This window comes from Streptomyces sp. NPDC050617 (genome assembly GCF_040654795.1).
Lineage (GTDB): Bacteria > Actinomycetota > Actinomycetes > Streptomycetales > Streptomycetaceae > Streptomyces.
In genome coordinates this window covers 44,711-63,644 of the sequence record NZ_JBFAIS010000020.1, presented here as the reverse complement: position 1 = coordinate 63,644, position 18,934 = coordinate 44,711, and the positions used below count along the sequence as shown (strand labels likewise).

17 protein-coding genes are annotated in these 18,934 nt (G+C 72.7%); 7 read left to right on the top strand and 10 right to left on the bottom strand.

Annotated elements, in window-relative coordinates:
* The 4 genes from AB0I49_RS24890 to mce form a co-directional block, all read right to left on the bottom strand.
* A complete protein-coding gene (locus tag AB0I49_RS24890) occupies nucleotides 1–1,086 on the bottom strand; it encodes an ATP-binding cassette domain-containing protein (protein WP_363229278.1) in 1,086 nt (361 codons plus the stop codon).
* A gap of 181 nt (nucleotides 1,087–1,267) precedes the next feature.
* Complete coding sequence (locus tag AB0I49_RS24885; RefSeq protein WP_363229277.1) at nucleotides 1,268–2,203, bottom strand: cellulose-binding protein; 936 nt, start codon at nucleotides 2,201–2,203, stop codon at nucleotides 1,268–1,270.
* Between the two features lie 114 nt (nucleotides 2,204–2,317).
* On the bottom strand, nucleotides 2,318–6,892 hold the full coding sequence (gene scy / locus AB0I49_RS24880; RefSeq protein ID WP_363229276.1) for a polarized growth protein Scy: 4,575 nt from the start codon (nucleotides 6,890–6,892) through the stop codon (nucleotides 2,318–2,320).
* Nucleotides 6,893–7,056: 164 nt separating this feature from the next.
* Nucleotides 7,057–7,485: a methylmalonyl-CoA epimerase gene (gene mce / locus AB0I49_RS24875; RefSeq protein ID WP_363229275.1), complete on the bottom strand. Its 429-nt coding sequence runs from the start codon at nucleotides 7,483–7,485 to the stop codon at nucleotides 7,057–7,059.
* A 137-nt stretch (nucleotides 7,486–7,622) separates the two neighbouring features.
* Here mce and AB0I49_RS24870 point away from each other — a divergent pair, with 137 nt between their 5' ends.
* Entirely contained in the window at nucleotides 7,623–8,825 is a 1,203-nt protein-coding gene (locus AB0I49_RS24870; protein WP_363229274.1) for an acetyl-CoA C-acetyltransferase, read from the top strand.
* Nucleotides 8,826–8,863: 38 nt separating this feature from the next.
* A complete protein-coding gene (gene meaB, locus AB0I49_RS24865) occupies nucleotides 8,864–9,823 on the top strand; it encodes a methylmalonyl Co-A mutase-associated GTPase MeaB (protein ID WP_363229273.1) in 960 nt (319 codons plus the stop codon).
* A gap of 76 nt (nucleotides 9,824–9,899) precedes the next feature.
* Here meaB and AB0I49_RS24860 read toward each other — a convergent pair whose 3' ends face one another.
* Nucleotides 9,900–10,685, bottom strand: coding sequence for a PepSY domain-containing protein (locus AB0I49_RS24860; protein ID WP_363229272.1), 786 nt, complete (start codon nucleotides 10,683–10,685; stop codon nucleotides 9,900–9,902).
* A 115-nt stretch (nucleotides 10,686–10,800) separates the two neighbouring features.
* On the opposite strand from AB0I49_RS24860, the gene AB0I49_RS24855 reads away from it, so the two are divergent.
* Complete coding sequence (locus AB0I49_RS24855; RefSeq protein ID WP_363229271.1) at nucleotides 10,801–11,463, top strand: response regulator transcription factor; 663 nt, start codon at nucleotides 10,801–10,803, stop codon at nucleotides 11,461–11,463.
* Entirely contained in the window at nucleotides 11,456–12,943 is a 1,488-nt protein-coding gene (locus tag AB0I49_RS24850; protein WP_363229270.1) for a HAMP domain-containing sensor histidine kinase, read from the top strand. Before AB0I49_RS24855 ends, AB0I49_RS24850 begins: the two co-directional genes overlap by 8 nt.
* An 18-nt stretch (nucleotides 12,944–12,961) precedes the next feature.
* On the opposite strand, the gene AB0I49_RS24845 is transcribed toward AB0I49_RS24850, so the two are convergent.
* From AB0I49_RS24845 to AB0I49_RS24830, 4 genes are all read right to left on the bottom strand, one after another.
* On the bottom strand, nucleotides 12,962–13,438 hold the full coding sequence (locus AB0I49_RS24845; protein WP_363229269.1) for a MarR family transcriptional regulator: 477 nt from the start codon (nucleotides 13,436–13,438) through the stop codon (nucleotides 12,962–12,964).
* 186 nt (nucleotides 13,439–13,624) lie between these two features.
* Nucleotides 13,625–14,389, bottom strand: coding sequence for an AIM24 family protein (locus tag AB0I49_RS24840; RefSeq protein WP_363229267.1), 765 nt, complete (start codon nucleotides 14,387–14,389; stop codon nucleotides 13,625–13,627).
* Nucleotides 14,386–15,036, bottom strand: a complete 651-nt coding sequence (locus AB0I49_RS24835) for an AIM24 family protein (protein WP_363229266.1) — start codon at nucleotides 15,034–15,036, stop codon at nucleotides 14,386–14,388. The genes AB0I49_RS24840 and AB0I49_RS24835 overlap by 4 nt, the downstream gene beginning before the upstream one ends.
* Nucleotides 15,036–15,674, bottom strand: coding sequence for an AIM24 family protein (locus AB0I49_RS24830; RefSeq protein ID WP_363229265.1), 639 nt, complete (start codon nucleotides 15,672–15,674; stop codon nucleotides 15,036–15,038). The genes AB0I49_RS24835 and AB0I49_RS24830 overlap by 1 nt, the downstream gene beginning before the upstream one ends.
* A 238-nt stretch (nucleotides 15,675–15,912) precedes the next feature.
* On the opposite strand from AB0I49_RS24830, the gene AB0I49_RS24825 reads away from it, so the two are divergent.
* Both AB0I49_RS24825 and AB0I49_RS24820 read left to right on the top strand, forming a co-directional pair.
* Nucleotides 15,913–16,257 (top strand): DUF3817 domain-containing protein, encoded by a 345-nt coding sequence (locus AB0I49_RS24825; protein ID WP_363229368.1) that lies wholly within the window; start codon nucleotides 15,913–15,915, stop codon nucleotides 16,255–16,257.
* Nucleotides 16,254–16,547, top strand: coding sequence for an MTH1187 family thiamine-binding protein (locus AB0I49_RS24820; protein ID WP_363132657.1), 294 nt, complete (start codon nucleotides 16,254–16,256; stop codon nucleotides 16,545–16,547). The genes AB0I49_RS24825 and AB0I49_RS24820 overlap by 4 nt, the downstream gene beginning before the upstream one ends.
* 90 nt (nucleotides 16,548–16,637) lie before the next feature.
* On the opposite strand, the gene AB0I49_RS24815 is transcribed toward AB0I49_RS24820, so the two are convergent.
* Nucleotides 16,638–18,266 (bottom strand): DHA2 family efflux MFS transporter permease subunit, encoded by a 1,629-nt coding sequence (locus tag AB0I49_RS24815; protein ID WP_363229264.1) that lies wholly within the window; start codon nucleotides 18,264–18,266, stop codon nucleotides 16,638–16,640.
* 116 nt (nucleotides 18,267–18,382) lie between these two features.
* Between AB0I49_RS24815 and AB0I49_RS24810 the strand changes: the two genes are divergently transcribed.
* Nucleotides 18,383–18,910, top strand: coding sequence for a MarR family transcriptional regulator (locus tag AB0I49_RS24810; protein WP_363229263.1), 528 nt, complete (start codon nucleotides 18,383–18,385; stop codon nucleotides 18,908–18,910).
* Nucleotides 18,911–18,934 lie beyond the last annotated feature (24 nt).

Sequence of the window (18,934 nt, the reverse complement as noted above, 5' to 3'; positions counted from 1 at the left end):
TCAGGAGCCCTTCTTCCGGTTCTTGCGGTTCCGCTGACTTTGCTGCTGCCAGTCCGCGCCCCACTGCGGCGCCGGCGCGCCCGCCGTGCCGCCCGCCGCGACCCCGGCGCCGCCTGCCGGAGCCCCCGCGCCGTCCGCCGCCGCGTCCGGCGCCGCCGCCTCGGCCGCGAGCCCGGTCGACGACGAGTGCGCGTGGTACTCCACCGATCCGGCGGTCAGCTGCATGAAGGCCTCTTCCAGGGACGCCTGCTGCGGGCTCAGTTCGTGGAGTACGAGCCGGTGTTCGGCCGCCAGCTCGCCGAGGGCCGGGGCGGCCACGCCGTCCACTTCCAGACGGCCGTCCGCGACGGTCACCGCGGTGATTCCGGCGCCTGCCAGGACATCGCGCAGCCGCTCTTGTTCGGGCGAACTGATTCGTACGTATGACCGAGAATTCTCGCGAATGAAGTCGGCCATCGATGTGTCCGCCATCAACCGCCCCTGGCCGATGACGACCAAATGCTCCGCGGTGAGCGCCATTTCACTCATCAAGTGGCTGGAGACGAAGACCGTACGGCCCTGTGCGGCCAGCGACTTCATCAAATTGCGAATCCAGTGGATGCCCTCGGGATCGAGCCCGTTGACCGGCTCGTCGAACATCAGGATCTCCGGGTCGCCCAACAGCGCGCCCGCGATCCCCAGCCGCTGCCCCATGCCGAGCGAGAAACCTTTGGAGCGCTTCCTGGCCACCTCCGACAGCCCGACCATTTCCAGCACCTCGCCGACCCGCGCGGTGGGGATGCCATTGCTCTGCGCCAGACACAGCAGATGGTTGTACGCGGTCCGGCCGCCGTGCATCGCCTTCGCGTCGAGCAGCGCCCCGATGGACCGCAGCGGGTCCGTCAGCTGCCGGTAGTGCCTGCCGTCGATCCGCACGTCGCCGCTGGTCGGGTTGTCCAGATCCAGCATCATCCGCATCGTCGTGGACTTTCCCGCGCCATTGGGCCCCAGGAAGCCGGTGACCATTCCGGGCCGTACGGTGAACGTGAGATCGTCCACGGCGAGCTTGTCGCCGTATCGCTTGCTCAGCCCCTCAAGCTCGATCATGCGGCCACGCTAAGGGGGTATCCGGGCCTCCGCCACCCCTGGCCGGATACGGGCCGAAGAACGCCCCGCACAGGCCCCGCACGCCCCGCAGGACACAGCAGAGCGCCCCCGCCACCGCCTCAAGGGCGGAGCGGGGGCGCTCCCCGGTCCATCGAGGGCCGGACGGCCGCGCGGCCGGGCCTCAGCGGGTCTGCTGGGCCGGGACGCCGCGCGAGACCTCGTCGTCGCCGGGCGTGCCGGCCGCGGCCACCGCGGCGCCGGTCAGCGTCGCCAGCATCTCGCGGACGTTGGTCAGCTGGGCGTTGATGGAGTCGCGGCGGTTGGTGAGCGCCGCCAGCTCCCGCTCCGACTCGCTGCGGATACGGTCCGCCTTGGCGTTCGCGTCGGCCACGATGTCCTCGGCCTGGCGCTGCGCGGTCTCCACCGTCTGACGGGCCCGGCGCTCCGCGTCCGTACGCAGCTTCTCGGCCTCCAGGCGCAGCTGCTCGGCGCGGTGCTCGATCTCCGCGAGCCGCTTCTCCGCCTTGGCCTGACGCGACGCCAGGTCCCGCTCGGACTGCTCGCGGCGCTTGGCCAGGTTCGTCTCGAAGTCGGCGGCGGCCTGGGCGGCCTTGGCGCGGGTCTCCTCGAAGAGGGAGTCCGCCTCCTCGCGCTTGGACTGCGCGTCCTTCTGCGCCTCGGCGCGCAGCGTGGAGGCGTCGCTCTTCGCCTTCTCGACGATACGGGCGCCCTCGTCCTCCGCCTTCGACTTCCGCTCGGCGGCGAACGCCTCGGCGTCGTTGCGGACTTGCTGGGCGGCCGACTCGGCCAGCTCACGGTGCTGCTCGGCGGCGCGGCGGGCCTCCTCGCGCAGATCCTTGGCCTCTTCCTCGGCCAGCCGAAGGATCTTCTCGACGCGGGCGCCGAGCCCGGCGTAGGACGGCTCCGCGTCGTTGACCTGGGCCTGGGCGTTCTGCGTTTCGAGGTGCAGCTCCTCGATCCGCTTTTCCAGAGAGGTGATACGGGCCAGTGCACTGTCACGGTCGGCGACGAGCTTGGTAATGCGGTCGTCCACCTGGCCGCGGTCGTATCCACGCCGCACGAGCTCGAAGCCGAAGGGGGAGGAAGTGTCGCTCATGGGGTTCCTGTCGAAAGAGACCGGTGAGGTGATAGAGGGAATCCTAGGGGTGCGAACGGCGTGTCATCGAGTCAACGTCCGATTGGTCTGGAGAATGTCCCCTCATTCGAGTGGCTAGTTATCGGACTGCTTGCCACTCGTACGGGTGGAACCTGCTCCGGCCGCCGCCTTGACCCCGCCGCTGTCCTTACCCCCGGCGGCGGTCGGCGACTCGAATGACTCCAACGCCTCCAACACGTCCTGAACGCGGGAAATCTCTGTATTGATGTCCTTGCGGCGACGTACCAGCACCTCCAGTTCCTGTTTGCCCTCGTCCACGATCCGCTGGGCCTCCGCGACGGCCTCGGCGCGCACGCGCTCCGCCTCCCGGATCGAATCGGCCTTCTTCTGCTCGGCCTCCTTGAGCAGCCCCTCCGCCTTGCGCACCGCGGCGATACGGACCTTGCTCGCCTCGCTGCCGGCGTCCGAGACCAGCTTCTCCGCCTTCTCCTTGGCCTCCGCGAGCTGCTCGGTCGCGGCCGCCACCAGCTTGTCGCAGCGCTCGCCCGCCGACTGCATCGCCTCCGACGCCTCGCGCCGCGCCCGGTCGTGCAGCTCCTCGACCTCGCCCTCGATCCGGGACCGCAGCTCCTCCGCCCGGTCCCTTATGGCCGTCGCGTCCCCGCGCGCCTCGGCCAGCAGCGTGTTCGCGTCCGTACGGGCCTGCTCGACCAGGACGTTGCCCTCGCCGGTGGCCTCCGTGACGATCCGCTCGGCCTCCTTGCGGGCCGCGCCGACCATCGTGTCGGCCTGCTCCTCGGCGGCCGTCGCCGCCCGTACGGCCTCCTCCTGGGCCTTGGCGACCAGCTGGTCCGCCTGCTGGGCGGCGTCGTTGCGGCGCTTGGACGCCTCCTGGCGCGCCTCGTCCAGGGCCTCCTGCGCCTGCGCCCGCGCCTCGGCCAGCAGCCGCTCCGCCTCCGCCTCGGCGTCCGCCTTGACCTGCTCGGACTCGGCGCGGGTACGGGTCGCGTGCTCCTGCGCGGAGGTGACGGTCTCGGCAGCCTCGGCGCGCAGCCGGTCCGCCTCCTGCGTCGCCTCGGCGATCAGCGCGTCGGCCTGCTCGGCCGCCTCGCTGCGGCACGCGCCCGCCGCCTCGCGGGCCTCGTCGAGCGTACGGGCCGCCTCTTCCTGCGCGCTGCGCAGCGCCTCGGCCGCGTCCGCGCCCAGCTTCTCCGACTTCTCCGTGGCGTCGGCCACCAGCGCCTCGGCCTCGGTCAGCGCCTCCGACATCAGCCGGTCGGCCTGCTCGGCGGCCTCCGAGCGGCGGGCGTTCGCCGCCTCCCGCGCCTCGTCGAGGATGCGGTCCGCGTCCTCCTGCGCCGAAGAGGTCAGCTCCGTGGCCTCGTTGATGATGCGCTCGGCCTCGGCGCGGCCCTCCGCGCGCACCCCCTCCGCCTGCTGGGCGGCGTCGGCGCGCATCTTGTTCGCGTCGTCGCGGGCCTCGGCACGGGTGCGGTTCGCGTCCTGCTCCGAGGAGGCGAGCGCGTCCGAGGCGTCCGTCCGCAGCTGCTGGGCCTTGGCGGAGGCGTCCGACACCATCCGCTCGGCCCGCGCCGTCGCGTCGGCCACGAGCTTCTCGGCGTGCTCGGCCGCCTCCGACCGCTGCGTCTCGGCGGCCTCGCGCGCCTCCTCCAGCGCCGTCGTCGCCTCGGCGCGCAGCCGCTCGGCCTCCGCCGTGGCGTCCTCGACCAACTGGTCGCCGTACGCCGTGGCCTGCGCGCGGTGCTCCGTCGCCGACGCGCGGGCCTCCTCCAGCGCCGCCGCGGCCTCGGCGCGCAGCCGCTCCGCCTCCGCCGTCGCCTCCGCGACCAGCGCGTCGGCCTGCCCGGCCGCCTCCGCGCGCCGGGCGTCGCCGGCCTCGCGCGCCTCGTCGAGCAGCCGCTCCGCCTCCGTACGGGCCTGCTCGACGGTCTCGGCGGCCGCCGCGCGCTGCTGCTCGGCCTCCTCCGTCGCCATCGCCATCAGCTCGTCGGCCTGCTCGGCGGCCTCCGTGCGGCGGGCGTTCGCCGCCTCGCGGGCCTCGTCGAGCACCGAGGTCGCCTCGGCGGTCAGCCGCTCGGCCTCGGCCGTGGCCTCCGCGACCGTCTGCTCCGCGGCGGACTCGGCGGCCTCCGCGGTCTCCTTCGCCTCCTGGCGGACCCGCGCGGCGTCCTCGGCGGCCCGCTCCCGCTCGGCGTACGCGTCGGAGCGGACCCGGTCCGCCTCCTCCTGCGCCTCCGTGCGGGTGCGCTCCGCGTTGTGCTCGGCGGCCGAACGCAGCCCGGAGATCTCCTCCTCGGCCTGCTCGTGCAGGCCCGCGACGGCGTCCCGCACCTGCTGGGCCGTCTGCTCCGCCGTGGAGACGAGTTCGCTCGCCCGCTGCTCGGCCTCCGCCGACAGCCGCGCGGCCTCCTCCTGCGCCTCCGTGACCCGCTTACGGGCCGAGGCGAGCAGCTCCTCGCTCTGCTCATGGGCCTGTTCGCGCTCCGCCTGCGCCTCGGAGCGGGCGTCGCCGAGCAGTTGCTCGGCCTCCCGGCGCCGCCGGGCCGCCTCCTCCTGAGCCGCCGCCAGCGCCTCGGCGGCCTCGGCCTCCGTGCGCTCCGCCGCGGCGTTCGCCTCGGCCCGCACCCGGTCGGCGGCCTCCTTGGCCTCCGCGCGCAGCCGCTCCGTCTCCTCGGCGGCCCGCTCCCGCAGCCGTACGGCCGCGGCCTCGCCCTCGGAACGGGCGCTCGCCGCCTCCTCGACCGCCTCGGCGCGCACCCGCTCCGCCTCGGCCTCCGCCTGCTGCTGGAGCGTGCGCTGCCGCTCCGCGGCCTCCGCGCGCAGCCGCTCCGTCTCCTCCGCCGCCTCCTTGCGCAGCCGCTTCGCCTCGGCGCGGGCCTCCTCCAGCGCCGACTCGGCCGCCGCGACCCGCGTCTCGGCCTCCTCGCGCAGCCGCGTCAGCTCCGCCTCGGCCTCCTCGCGCAGCGCCTCGGCGCCCCGCTCGGCCTCCTCGCGCACCTGGCGGGCCGTCTCCTCGGCCTCCGCGCGCGTCAGTTCGGCCTGGTTCGCGGCCTCGGAGCGCGTCTCCTCGGCCTCCGCACGGGCCTTCTCGACGCTGTCCTCGGCCTGCTTGCGCAGCGCCGCCGCGCGCTCGGCGGCCTCGGTCCGCACCCGCTCGCTCTCGGCGCTCGCGCTGCCGCGGGTCTCCTCCGCGTCCGACTTGGCCTTCGTCAGCAGCTCCTCGGCGGTACGGGCCGCCTCCTCGATCTGCTGAACCGCCTCGCGCCGCGCCTCCGTGCGCAGCCGCTCGCCCTCGGCGACGGCCTCCGAGCGCAGCTGCTCGGCCTCCCCGCGCAGCCGCCGGGCCTCCTCCTGGAGCTCGACGGTCTTGGCGCGGTACTCCTTCGTGTCGTCCTTCGCCGCGCCCTTGAGCTGCTCGGCGGACTCGGCGGCCTGCTCGCGCAGCCGGTCGGCCTCCGCCTCGGCCTCCCGGCGGATGCGCTCCGCCTCGGCCGCCGCGGACTTCGTCGTGGCCTGCGCGTCCTCGGACGCCTTGGTCAGCACCTCCTCGGCCTGCCGCGCGGCCTTCGCGAGCTGCGCCGCCGAGTCCTCCGCGGCGGCGCTGCGGGCGTCCTCGGCGGCCTCCGCGACCAGCCGCTCCGCCTTGGCCCGCGCGTCGTCCCGCTCCTGCTCGGCCTCGGCCCGCAGCGCCTCGGCCTGCTTGGTGGCCTCCGCGACCAGCCGGGCGATCTCCGCCTTGGCCGTACGGGTGCGCTGCTCGTTCTCCGACTCGGCGCCGGCCAGCCGCTTGGCCGCGGCCTCCTTCGCCTCCGTGACGAGCTTCTCCGACTCGGCCCGCGCCTCGCGCAGCGCCGTCTCGGCCTCCTGCATCGCCGTCTCGGCGGCCCGCGTCAGCTCCGCGGCCCGCCGGCGGGCCTCCTCGGACTCGCCGGCCGCGCCGGTGCGCAGCTGCTCGGCGTGGTCGGTGGCCTCCTGCGCCTGCGTGGAGGCGGCGGTCAGCAGCCGCTCGGCGTCCGTACGGGCCCGCCGCAGTATGGCCTCGGCCTCGGCACGGGCGTCCTCGGCGGCCGAGTTCAGCCGCTCGCGGGCGCGCTCGGTCAGCCGCTGCGCCTCCGCGTGGGCCGTGGCGACGGCCTGCTCGGACTCGGCCCGCGACTCCTCCAGCAGCCGGCGGGCCTGGCCCTCGGTGCGGGAGCGCAACTGCTCGGCCCAGGCGACGTTCTCGTTCACATGCGATTCGACGGTCCGGCGGCGCTCCGCCAGCTCCTCGTCGAGCCGCTGGCGGCGGGCCACGGCCTCGGCGTGCAGCTCGGATTCGAGCCGGGCCTGCCGCTCGGCGTGCTCCTGGAGCAGCCGCTGCGTCTGGGCACGGGCCTCGCGCACCTCGCGCTCGGCGTCCGTGCGCAGCTGATCGGCCTGGATCTGCGCGTTACGGAGCAGCTGCTCGGCCTGGTAGCCGAGATCGCCGCCGTCGTAGGCAGGGCGAGCCGCGAGGCTGCGGCGCGCCTCGTGCAGCTTGGCGCGCAATACCTCGACCTGATAGCCGAGGTCGTCGGCGTGCTGAACGGCCTTCTCCCGCTCGGTCCGCAGCCGCTTCATCTCGGCTTCGAACTTCGAGAGGTGGTCTTCAGGCTCGTAGCGGTCGTCGCCCCGCACTGCGCGGTCCATCCGTCCCCTGGTCGCGTTGGCGGCCTGCTCCGTCCTGCGCGCTGGTGCGAACGCGGAGCCGGCCCTTCCGAAGAAATGGTGTCAGATCATCGGCAAAGCTTGGGCCGAGCCCCGATCCCGTACCCCGGCCGAACCTGCACTCTACCGGCCGGGGATGGCAGAGGTCAGTGCTCAGGTGCCGCAGTGACGAGTTCGGTGAGGACTCCGTGGCAGTCCTTGGGGTGGAGGAAGGTGATACGGGAGTCCATCGACCCCCGTCGCGGCTGGTCGTAGAGGACCCGGACGCCCTTGTCGCGCACGGCCGCGGCGTCCGCGTCGACGTCCTCGGTGCCGAAGGCGATGTGATGCACGCCCTCGCCGTTCTTGGCCAGCCATTTGCCGACCGCGCTGTCCTCCCGGATCGGTTCCAGGAGCTGGAGGTACGAGGCGCCGCCGTCGGACGTCTCATTGATTTTCAGCATGGCCTCGCGCACGCCCTGTTCCTCGTTGATCTCGGTGTGGAACACCTCGAAGCCGTACGTGGCACGGTAGAACTCGACGGTCGCGTCGAGGTCGGAGCAGGCGATCCCGATGTGGTCGATTCGCGTCAGCATGCCTCCAGTGCACCGCTCGCACGCATGGTTACGCAACGTGCGCGCGATCACACCTTCCGCCCGGTGACCGGGCGGGTACCGCTCAGTACATTGACGGGAACCCTCGTTAACATCCCTCAGCGCGAAGGGGCCGCACCATGACTGGTACGACCGGCACCACCTCTGTGATCGTCGCGGGCGCCCGCACGCCCATGGGCCGTCTGCTCGGCTCCCTGCGGTCCTTCTCCGGGGCCGACCTCGGCGGAGTCGCCATCAAGGCCGCCCTCGACCGGGCCGGCATCGGCGGCGACCAGGTGCAGTACGTGATCATGGGGCAGGTGCTCCAGGCGGGCGCCGGGCAGATCCCCGCCCGGCAGGCGGCCGTCGCGGCCGGCATCCCGCTCAGCGTGCCCGCGCTCACCGTCAACAAGGTCTGCCTCTCCGGGCTCGACGCCGTCGCCCTCGCCGACCAGCTGATCCGCGCGGGCGAGTTCGACATCGTCGTGGCCGGCGGCCAGGAGTCGATGACCAACGCCCCGCACCTGCTCCCCAAGTCCCGCGAGGGCTACAAGTACGGCGCCGTGGAGGTGCTCGACTCCATGGCGCTCGACGGGCTCACGGACGCCTACGAGAACATCGCGATGGGCGAGTCCACCGAGAAGCACAACACCCGCCTGGGCATCGGCCGCGCCGAACAGGACGAGATCGGCGCCCGCTCGCACCAGCGGGCCGCGGCGGCCCAGAAGAACGGCGTCTTCGAGGCCGAGATCACGCCCGTGGAGATCCCGCAGCGCAAGGGCGAACCGGTCATCTTCGCCAAGGACGAGGGCATCCGCGGCGAGACCACCGTCGAATCGCTCGGCAAGCTCCGCCCCGCCTTCGCGAAGGACGGCACGATCACCGCGGGCACCGCCTCGCAGATCTCCGACGGCGCGGCCGCTCTCGTCGTGATGAGCAAGGCCAAGGCCGAGGAGCTGGGCCTGGAGTGGATCGCGGAGATCGGCGCGCACGGCAACGTCGCCGGCCCCGACAACTCCCTCCAGTCGCAGCCCTCCAACGCCATCCGGCACGCCCTCGGCAAGGAGGGCCTGGAGGTCGGGGACCTCGACCTCATCGAGATCAACGAGGCGTTCGCCGCCGTCGCCGTGCAGTCAATGAAGGACCTCGGAATCTCCTCGGAAAAGGTGAACGTCAACGGCGGCGCCATCGCCCTGGGCCACCCCATCGGGATGTCCGGCGCCCGGCTCGTACTCCACCTCGCGCTGGAGCTGAAGCGGCGCGGCGGCGGGGTCGGCGCGGCGGCGCTGTGCGGCGGCGGCGGCCAGGGCGACGCGCTGATCGTGCGCGTGCCGGGTAAGTGAACAGCGAAGACTAGCGAGCACCGGAGAACGGAGCAGTGATGGCGGACGTCCCCACCCTGGTCGAGCAGGCCCGCCAGGGCCGGCCGCGCGCGGTGGCCCGGCTGATCTCGCTGGTGGAGGGGGCGTCCCCGCAGCTGCGCGAGGTGATGGCCGCGCTGGCGCCGCTGACCGGCGGCGCGTACGTGGTGGGGCTGACCGGCTCGCCCGGCGTCGGCAAGTCCACCTCGACGTCCGCGCTGGTCAGCGCCTACCGCCGGGCGGGCAGGCGGGTGGGTGTCCTCGCCGTCGACCCGTCCTCGCCGTTCTCCGGCGGCGCGCTCCTCGGCGACCGGGTGCGGATGTCCGAGCACGCCTCCGACCCCGGCGTGTACATCCGCTCCATGGCCACCCGCGGCCACCTCGGCGGGCTGGCCTGGGCCGCGCCGCAGGCCATCCGGGTGCTGGACGCGGCGGGCTGCGACGTGGTGCTCGTCGAGACCGTCGGCGTCGGGCAGTCCGAGGTGGAGATCGCCGCCCAGGCGGACACCTCCGTGGTGCTGCTGGCGCCCGGCATGGGCGACGGCATCCAGGCAGCCAAGGCCGGAATCCTGGAGATCGGCGACGTCTACGTGGTCAACAAGGCCGACCGCGACGGCGCCGACGCCACCGCCCGCGAGCTCAACCACATGCTGGGCCTGGGCGAGTCCCGCGCCCCCGGCGACTGGCGGCCGCCCATCGTCAAGACGGTCGCCGCCCGCGGCGAGGGCACCGACGAGGTCGTCGAGGCGCTGGAGAAGCACCGCGCGTGGATGGAGGAGCACGGGGCGCTCGCCGAGCGGCGCGCCCGGCGCGCCGCCCGCGAGGTCGAGACGATCGCCGTCACCGCCCTGCGGGAGAAGATCGGGGACCTGCGGGGGGACCGGCGGCTGGGCGCGCTGGCCGAGCGCATCGTCACGGGGTCGCTCGACCCGTACACGGCGGCCGACGAGCTGGTCGCGGGGATCACGGAGTCCGGCTGACGGGGCTTTCGGGCCGGTCGCCGCGGACCCGCGGAAGTCCGGTGCGCCGCGGCGCACCGGACCTCTGGCGGAGCGCTCAGTCGTCGTCCGAGTCGTCGGAGTGGTCCGAGTGGTCGGAGTGGTCCGAGTGGTCGTCATCCGCCGGGCCGTTGGTCACGGCCCCCGTCCGCGGGTCGACGATCAGGTTGTGCTCCTTGCCGTCCTTGGTGACGGTCTCCACCTTCCACACCGACGCGGAGCGGTGGTCGTCGTCGAGGTCCGCCTTCGTCACGGTCGCCCCGTCGCGCGCGCCCTTGCGCACGGCCTCGGTGACGTCGACCGTGGCGCCCTTCAGCTCCTTACGGGCGTGGCTCACGCCGTGGTAGCCGTTGTCCTTGTGCTCGGTGTGCTGGTCGAGGACCCGGCCGTTCCCGGCGTCGAGGGTGACCTCGTGGAACTTCCCGTCCTTGCCGAGCACGTCCGCCTCCCAGACCAGGCCCGGGTCGTCCTCGTCGAGGTCGATCTCCGTGACGGTGCCCGGCACGGCCTTGAGGGCGGCGGCCACCGCCTGGGGAGCGGTGATCTTCGCGGTCCTGGCCTCGACGAGGTCCTCCTGCGCGTCGTCGTCCTTCACGCGGACGCTCGACTTCGGCCCCGTGTACCCGTCCGAGGAGTGGCCGTCGTCCGAGTGCTCGTGGTCGGAGGAGTGCTCGTCGTCCGAGGACCGCCCGCTGTCCGACGCGTGCCCGCCGTCCGACGCCTGCCGGCTCTGCGACGCGTGCTGGGCCGATCCGTCGCCGCCGGTGACGGCGACGGCCGTCGCGGTGCCACCGGCGATCACGGCGGCCGCGGCCACGGTGGCGATGACGATGTTGCGCCTCATGAGGTTTCCTCCCGATCAGTCGTTCTCGACAACCCCCACACTGGCCACACGTCCCTGAAGCCAACCTGAAGCCGCCTGAAGATTTCTTCAGGCGCCCTTTGGCAGAGTCGTCCCCATGCGCTTGTTGATCGTGGAGGACGAGAAGCGGCTGGCGCTCTCGCTGGCCAAGGGGCTCACTGCCGAGGGGTTCGCCGTGGACGCCGTCCACGACGGGCCGGAGGGGCTGTACCGGGCCCGCGAAGGCTCGTACGACCTGCTGATTCTCGACATCATGCTGCCCGGCATGAACGGCTACCGCATCTGCGCCACGCTGCGCGCCGAGGGCAGCGAGGTGCCGATCCTGATGCTCACGGCGAAGGACGGCGAGTACGACGAGGCCGAGGGGCTCGACACCGGCGCCGACGACTACCTGACCAAGCCCTTCTCGTACGTGGTGCTGGTGGCACGGGTACGGGCCCTGCTGCGCCGCCGCGGCACCGGCGCCGCGCCCGTGCTCACCATCGGCGCCCTGAGCGTCGACCGGGCCGCGCGGAAGGTCTGCCGGGACGGCGTGGAGGCGGCGCTGACCGCCAAGGAGTTCGCCGTCCTGGAGCAACTGGCGGTGCGGGCGGGGGAGGTGGTCTCCAAGGCGGAGATCCTGGAGCACGTCTGGGACTTCGCCTACGACGGGGACCCCAACATCGTCGAGGTCTACATCAGCGCGCTCCGCCGCAAGCTGGGCTCCGGGACCATCACCACGGTGCGCGGCGCCGGATACCGGCTGGTGGCGCGTGCGTAGGGGGTTCGGCTCCGTACGGTCGAAGGCCGCGCTGGGCGCGACGCTGGTGGTGGCGCTGGCCCTGGTGGCCGCCGGGATCGCGGTGCTGGCGGTGCTGCGCGGCAACCTGACCGACCAGGCCGACCTCCAGGCGGAGGCCGACGCGCGGGGGGTGGCCTCGCAGATCGCGACGGGCGAGCCGTTCAAGAAGCTGGAGGCGGAGGACCACCATCCGATGCAGGTGGTGGACGACGACAAGCGGGTACGGGCCGTCAGCGACCACCTGGAGGCGGTGAGCGGCACGGGCAGCGAGAGCGTGAAGGCCCATCCGTCGCCGACGCCGAGCGGGGACGACAGCGGCGACGACGGCGACGGGGACAACGACGACGACGGCGACAGCGACAGCGACGATGACGGCGGTGGCGGCGGGCGCGGGCCCGGCCGCGCCAAGGTCTCCGACGACGTCGACATGAGCGGCGGCACGGCCAAGGTCCATGGGAAGACGGGCGACTACCGGTTCGCCGCCGTGGAGGCCCGCACACCCGCGGGCGAGAAGGTCACCGTCTACGTGGGCGCGCCGCTCGCCGCCGAGCAGGACACGGTCGCCACGGTGCGCGGCGCGATGCTCATCGGGCTGCCCCTGCTGCTCGTCGTCGTGGCGGGCGTGACATGGCTGGTGACCCGGCGCTCCCTGCGGCCCGTCGAGGGCATCCGGCGGGAGATGGCCGCCATCACGGCCAGCGAGGACCTGGGGCGGCGGGTGCCGGAGCCGCAGGCGCGGGACGAGGTGGCGCGGCTGGCCCGTACGACCAATGAGACGCTCGCCGCCCTCCAGGCGTCGGTGGACCGGCAGCGGCGGTTCGTCGCCGACGCCTCGCACGAGCTGCGGAGCCCGATCGCCAGCCTGCGCACGCAGCTGGAGGTGGGCGCGGCCCACCCGGAGCTGCTGGACGTGGAGGGCGCGGTGGAGGACACCGTGCGGCTCCAGAACCTGGCGGCGGATCTGCTGCTGCTGGCGCGGCTGGACGCGGGGGAGCGGCCCGCGGACACGCGGGTGGAGCTGGCGGGGCTGGCGCGCGAGGAGGCGTCGCGGCGGGTTCCGGGCCGGAGCGGGGTCGCGGTGCGGACCGGGGAGCTGGCGCCGGGTGAGGTGCTGGGCTCGCGCGGGCAGTTGGGGCGGGTGCTGGGCAACCTGGTGGACAACGCCTGCCGGCACGCGGAGTCGGAGGCCGTGCTGTCCGTGCGGGCGGAGGGGCGGTGGCTGGTGCTGGCCGTCGCCGACGACGGGGCCGGGGTGCCGGCGCCGGAACGGGAGCGGATCTTCGAGCGGTTCGTACGGCTCGACGACGCGCGCAGCCGGGACGACGGCGGGGCCGGGCTGGGGCTGGCCATCGCCCGGGACGTGGCCGCGCGGCACGGCGGGACGCTCACGGTGGGCGAGTCGCCCCGCGGCGGCGCCTGTTTCGTCCTGCGGCTGGAGCGGGCCGGCCCGCCGGGGTGACGGCGGGCCGGCCCGGTCTCAGGCCCGGCCGCGCGTGGTGCGCAGGTGCTTGGCGACGGGCGCGAGGGAGCCGTAGAGCGCCTTGAGGTCCTCGTTGGTGAGCAGGTCGATGAAGTGCCTGCGCACGGAGGCGACGTGGTGCGGCGCGACCTGGCGCATCGTCTCCCAGCCCTGCTCGGTCAGGACCGCGTAGAGCCCGCGGCGGTCGGACTCGCAGTTCTCGCGGCGGACCAGTCCGGCGTTCTCCATCCGGGTGATCTGGTGCGAGAGGCGGCTCTTGGACTGGAGGGTGACGGTGGCGAGGTCGCTCATCCGCATCCGGTGGTCCTCCGACTCCGAGAGGTTGACCAGGATCTCGTAGTCGTTGTTGGTGAGGCCGAAGGGTTGCAGGTCCCGTTCGAGCTGGTGCGACAGGAGCCGGCTGACGTCCAGGTGGGCACGCCAGGCGCGCTGTTCCTCGTCGCTGAGCCAGCGGGAGCCGTTCTCGGTGTCCATGGATGGATTCTACCTAAGGAAGTTGAAATATGAATCATTATCGGCCATGCGAGGCGGTGCTGGGTCCTGCCGTCCGATGCCGGTTCGTGGTCGTACGGGGGCGTACCGGTCGGAGTCGGGCAGGGCTGGACGGCGTCATGGAGCTATATGGTCACGCGTTCGACGTCACCCTCTGCAGAGTACCGCTCACAGCCCGAAACGACGCTGGAGGGCTCCCAGCTGGCCGGAGCCGCCCGGTTGGGATGGCTGATTTGCACCGGTTGCATTCGGAACGCCTTCCTGCTGCGGCACCGCGCCCGTCGCCAGCTCGGGCATCAGCTCCTCCGTCGACTGCAACAGCACCGTGCCGCTGCCCACGAACTCGAACTGGTGCTCCTCGCCCGACGTGCCGCCGATCCCCGTCCACGCCCGCACGCCGCCCAGCACGCCGCGCAGGTACTGATGGTCGTAATGGTGGCAGGGGGAGGGGCAGTCGGCCCAGCCGACCAGCGCCTGCGGATCGACCCGGATCGGCGGCTCCACGAAGACCACCGGACCGTTCGACGCGGCGACGAACTTGCCCGTGCCGATCAGCGTCAGAAACCCCGGAATGATCGACTGCTTCAGCGAAAGGGACGGTTGAAAAGCCAAGAGATTGCCGGAGCGTACGGTGAGGTTGCCGTCTTCGAGGTCGTACGAGTTGACGTCGAAGGCACGGTCCGCGAGCACCATCTTGCCCCGGCCCTCCGCCACCACCCAGTCGGAGGCGTGCAGCGGCGAGTGGAAACTGTGCGCGATGAGGCTGTCGAGGCGGCCCAGCCCGATGCCGTGGAAGTCGATCTGCCCGTAATAGGCGACCATCTTCCCCTTCTGCAGGAACCACTGGCCGTTCAGATCCACGCTGAAGGCGTACGAGTTGACGTTGTCGTCGACCGGAAGCGTCTGCGCGTCATGGATTTCGGGACCGGTCACAGCTTTTCCTCCGACGCCTGTACGTACACCGTGCCGCTGCCCGACAGCTCCAGCTGGAACGCCTCGCCCGAGCCGCGGCCCACCATCTCGCGCCAGCCGATCGCCGTGGACAGCTTGTTGCGCACGTCGCCGCGGTGCGCCACATACGCCTGCGGGTCCACATGGACGGGCCGGCCCGGCGCTATCGGCAGCTCCACGAAGCCGCCGTGCGCCAGCACGGCAGCGGCGCCGTGCCCCTTGAGCGTCGTGGTGAACAGCCCCTGCCCGGTGACCTGGCCGCGCACCATCCCCATCACGCCGCCCTGCGACCCCATGAACATCGTGCCCTGGTCGAGCGTCCCGTCGAACGCCAGCAGCCGGTCCGACTCCACATAGAGGGTGTCGCCGGCCATCTCGATGACGTGCACATGGTGCCCGCCGTGGCCGAACATCACCGTGCCGTCGCCCTCCACGATCATCAGCGGCGTCGCCTCGTTGGCCACCCGCCGCCCGATCATCGACAGCACACCGCCCTGACCGCCCGTGATGCTGGGCGTGAAGGACACGTCCCCCTGGTAGGCGAGCATCGCGCCGCGCTGGCTGAACATCCGCTGCCCGGGGAGGACCCGGCCCTCCACCATCCGCGAGTTGAGCATCTGGAACGGCACTACACGTCACCCCCGATCGTGTTCCGCTCGCTCGGCTGCACGTACACCAGCCCGTCGCCCTCGAAGCGGATCTGGAACGCCTCGCCCGAGCCCTCCCCTATGAACGTGCGGAAGTTCACGCCCGACTGGAAGTGCTGCTTCAGATTGCCGGTGTGCGCTATGTACGCGCCGGGGTCGACCTGGAGCGGCGTCTGCGGCGTCACGCGCAGCACGATCGCCGTGCCGTCCGAGAGGATCGCGGCCTGCCCCGTGCCCTCCACGCTGGTCGTGAACAGCCCGTTGCCCTGGGACGCGCCGCGCAGCCCCGTGAAGGTCGTGCCGGTGCGCAGCGCCGAGTCCGTGCAGAGCAAGTTGCTCGCCTCGACGTACAGCTTCTCGCCGCGCAGCTCCACCAGGTTGATCTCGCTCGCCCGGTCCGCGAAGTAGCAGGTGCCGCGGCCCTTCACCTCCATGACTTCCATCTGTTCCCCCGTGAGGCGGCGGGTCACCATGCCCCGCAGGCCCTCGCCGCCGCCCGTGCGCTTCTTGAACGTCATCTCGCCGTCGTACGCGACCATCGCGCCGTTCTTGGCCTTGACCGCGTCGCCTGTCATATCGACGGCGAGCATCTTGCTCCCCTGGAGCCGAAACTGAGCCACGGCTCAGACGCTATCCGGCGCGGGCCCGGCCGTCACCGGTGCGCGGGGCGGCGCCGGGCGGCCCCGCACGCCGGTCCGGCCGCCGCCGGGACCGCGCCGCGCCGCCGAACGGCCCGCCTGCCTGCGCATCTGCCGCCGCCCACGCCCCCGCGCGCCGGGGCGCCGCGGCCGGGGGCGATAATGGCTGTCTCTTGTGAACGTGATCACAAGAGCCGCCACCGTCGATCAAGAGGTATCCGTGGACATCAAGACCGCCTCCGCCCTGCGCCGGCTCCGCCTGGTCTCCGCCCCGGAGGCCATTTCGTTCCTGCTGCTCATCGTCTGCTCGGTGCTCAAGCGGACCACCGACTTCAACGCCGTGCCGGCCATGGGCATGATCCACGGCGTGCTCTTCGTCCTCTATGTGATCTTCTGGGCCGACGCCTGGAACCGCACCAAGTGGCCGGTGAAGACCGCGGCCCTGTACTTCATCCTCTCCGTCCTGCCCACCGGCGGCTTCTTCGCCGAGCGCATGCTCCGCCGGGAGGCCGAGGCCAGCCTCATCGCCGCCCGCGCCCGCAAGGAAGGCGTGGTCAACGCATGATCGTCGCATTCTCCGTCTCCCCGCTCGGCGTCGGTGAGGATGTCGGCGAGTACGTGGCCGAAGCGGTCCGCGTCGTCCGCGAATCGGGCCTCCCGAACCGCACGGACGCCATGTTCACGTCCATCGAGGGCGAGTGGGACGAGGTCATGGACGTCGTCAAGCGCGCCGTCGCCGCCGTCGAGGCCCGGTCCGGCCGCGTCTCCCTGGTCCTCAAGGCCGACATCCGGCCGGGCGTCACCGACGGTCTGACGAAGAAGGTGGAGACGGTCGAGCGGTACCTGTCCTCCTGACGGGACATGAGGAGCGGGCGGCCCCGGCCGAGGAGTCCGCGCCCGCGTAGGGACGTACGGGCCGGGGCCGGGCGCCCGCGGCCCGGACTCCTAGGAGCGAGCCGGTTCCGGTTCTGCCGGTGAGGGGCCTGCCGCGGTAGCCGCACCGGCCGGTGCGCCGGGGATCAGGGCGGTGGCGATCAGCCCGAGGACGACGAAGCCCGCCGCGATGAAGCCGCCGACGGTGATGCCCGTGGTCATGGCCGAGCGCGCCGCGTCGGCGACCGGCGCGGTGGCCGGGTGCGCGGCCAGCGGGCCGATCGCGGCGCCCGCGCTGTCGGTGACGGCGTGCGCGAACCGGCCGGACTCCCGGGCCGACAGGCCGGCGTCGCCGAGGCCGGCGCGCAGCCTGGAGCCGAGGGTGGTGAAGAACGCCGTGGTCAGCACGGCGATGCCCAGGGCGGAGCCCAGCTGGCGAAAGGCGCTCTGGATGCCGGACCCCTGGCCCGCGCTGTGGCCGGGGACCTCCGCGAGGACCACATTGGTGACCTGGGCCGTGGCGAACCCCACGCCGATGCCGTACCCGAAGAGCACCAGCGCGATCGACCACCACGGGCTGTCCGCGGTCGCGATCAGCGCGAGTCCGGCCAGCCCGACGACCTCCATGGCCAGCCCGATCCGGACCTGGCCGAGAGCCGCGACCTTCGCCGACATCGGGAAGCTCGCGCCGCTCGCGACGAAGCTGCCGACGGCCACCGGCACGAGGGCGAGCCCCGCCTGGAGCGCGCTGTAGCCGAGGGTGAACTGGAGCCACAGCGGGAGCACCGCGACGATGCCGAACTCGCCGAGACCGATGATCAGGGTGGCGATGTTGCCGTTGCGGAACGACGCGACGGAGAACAGCCGCACGTCCATCAGGGCGCGCGCGGGGTCGTCGCCGCGGCTGAGGACCGCTTGGCGGCGGATGAACACGGCCAGGGCGGCGACGGCGAGCACCAGGGCGACGAGGACCGGCGAAGGGCCGCTGTCCCACGTGAACCCGAGGGCGTCCAGCGGGCGGATCGAGGTGAGCCAGCCGTACGTACGCCCCTCCACGAGCCCGAAGGCGAGCAGGCCCAGACCGAGCGCGGACAGGACTGCCCCGGCCGCGTCGACGCGCCCCGCGGTCCGGGGTGAGGGGGCCAGGAACAGCAGCGCGCCGACCGCGATCAGCGCGGCGAGCGGCACGTTGATGCCGAACGCCCAGCGCCAGGAGGCGTGCGCGGCGAGCCAGCCGCCGAGCAGCGGGCCGAGCGCCGACGCGGCGCCGATGGTCGAGCCCCAGACGGCGAACGCCTGACCGCGCGCCTTGCCGGTGAACGTCGCGTTCAGCAGGGCCAGCGAGGTCGGCAGGATCATCGCCGCGCCCGCGCCCTGGAGGAAGCGGGCCAGTACGAGCAGGCCGCCGGTGGGCGCGAGGCCGGCCAGCACGCTGGTCGCGCCGAAGACCACGACCCCCGTGACGAAGACGCGGCGGGCGCCGAGGATGTCCGCGCACCGGCCGACCAGCAGGAGCAGCGCCGCGACGACGATCGCGTACGACTCCTGGATCCACTGCGCCTGGCCGGAGGAGATGTCCAGGTCCTCGATGACCGAGGGAACGATCACGTTCACGATCGTGGTGTCCACGACCATCAGCGCCACACCCAGCGCGATGGCGATCAGGCCCAGCCATCGACGGGCGGGGGAAGGGTCTCGCATCTCGATACCTCCATGGTGAAGTAATTCCACGGTGAAGGTAGGTCTGAGGCGATAGGTTGTCAAAAACGAGCCCCCGGCTCGGATCACCGGTACGAACGGACGGAGGGCGGCGGGCCTTGGCGGAGGAACCGACGCAGGGCGACATCGCGGCGCGGCGCGAACGGCTGGTCGAGGGGTTGCGGACCTACGGCGGTCAGCACACCGAACTGAGCCGCGGCTTCGCCGCCTGGATGGGCCTGCACTCCACCGACGCGATCGGACTGCTGGAGATCATCGGTGCGGAGGAACGGGGCGCCCCGCTCTCACCGGCCCGGCTCGGCGAACGCATCCCGCTGTCCTCGGGCGCCACCACCGCGCTCCTCAACCGCCTCGAAGCCGCCGGACATATCGTCCGCACCCGCGAGCACGCCGACCGGCGGATCGTCACCCTGCACAGCAGCCCGCACATCCAGGAGCTCGCCGACGAGTTCTTCGGCCCCCTCGGCGTCCGCGTGGACGCCCTGCTGACCCGCTACCCGCCCGAACTCCTGGACCGCTTCGACGAGTTCCTGCGCGAGATGTGCGCCACCATGAACGCCCACATCGTGGAGGTCTCCCAGGCGGGCCGGCGGGATCAGCAGGGCCGGCCGGGCCGCGGCGACTGAGCGCACCGCCCCGGTCGCCGACGC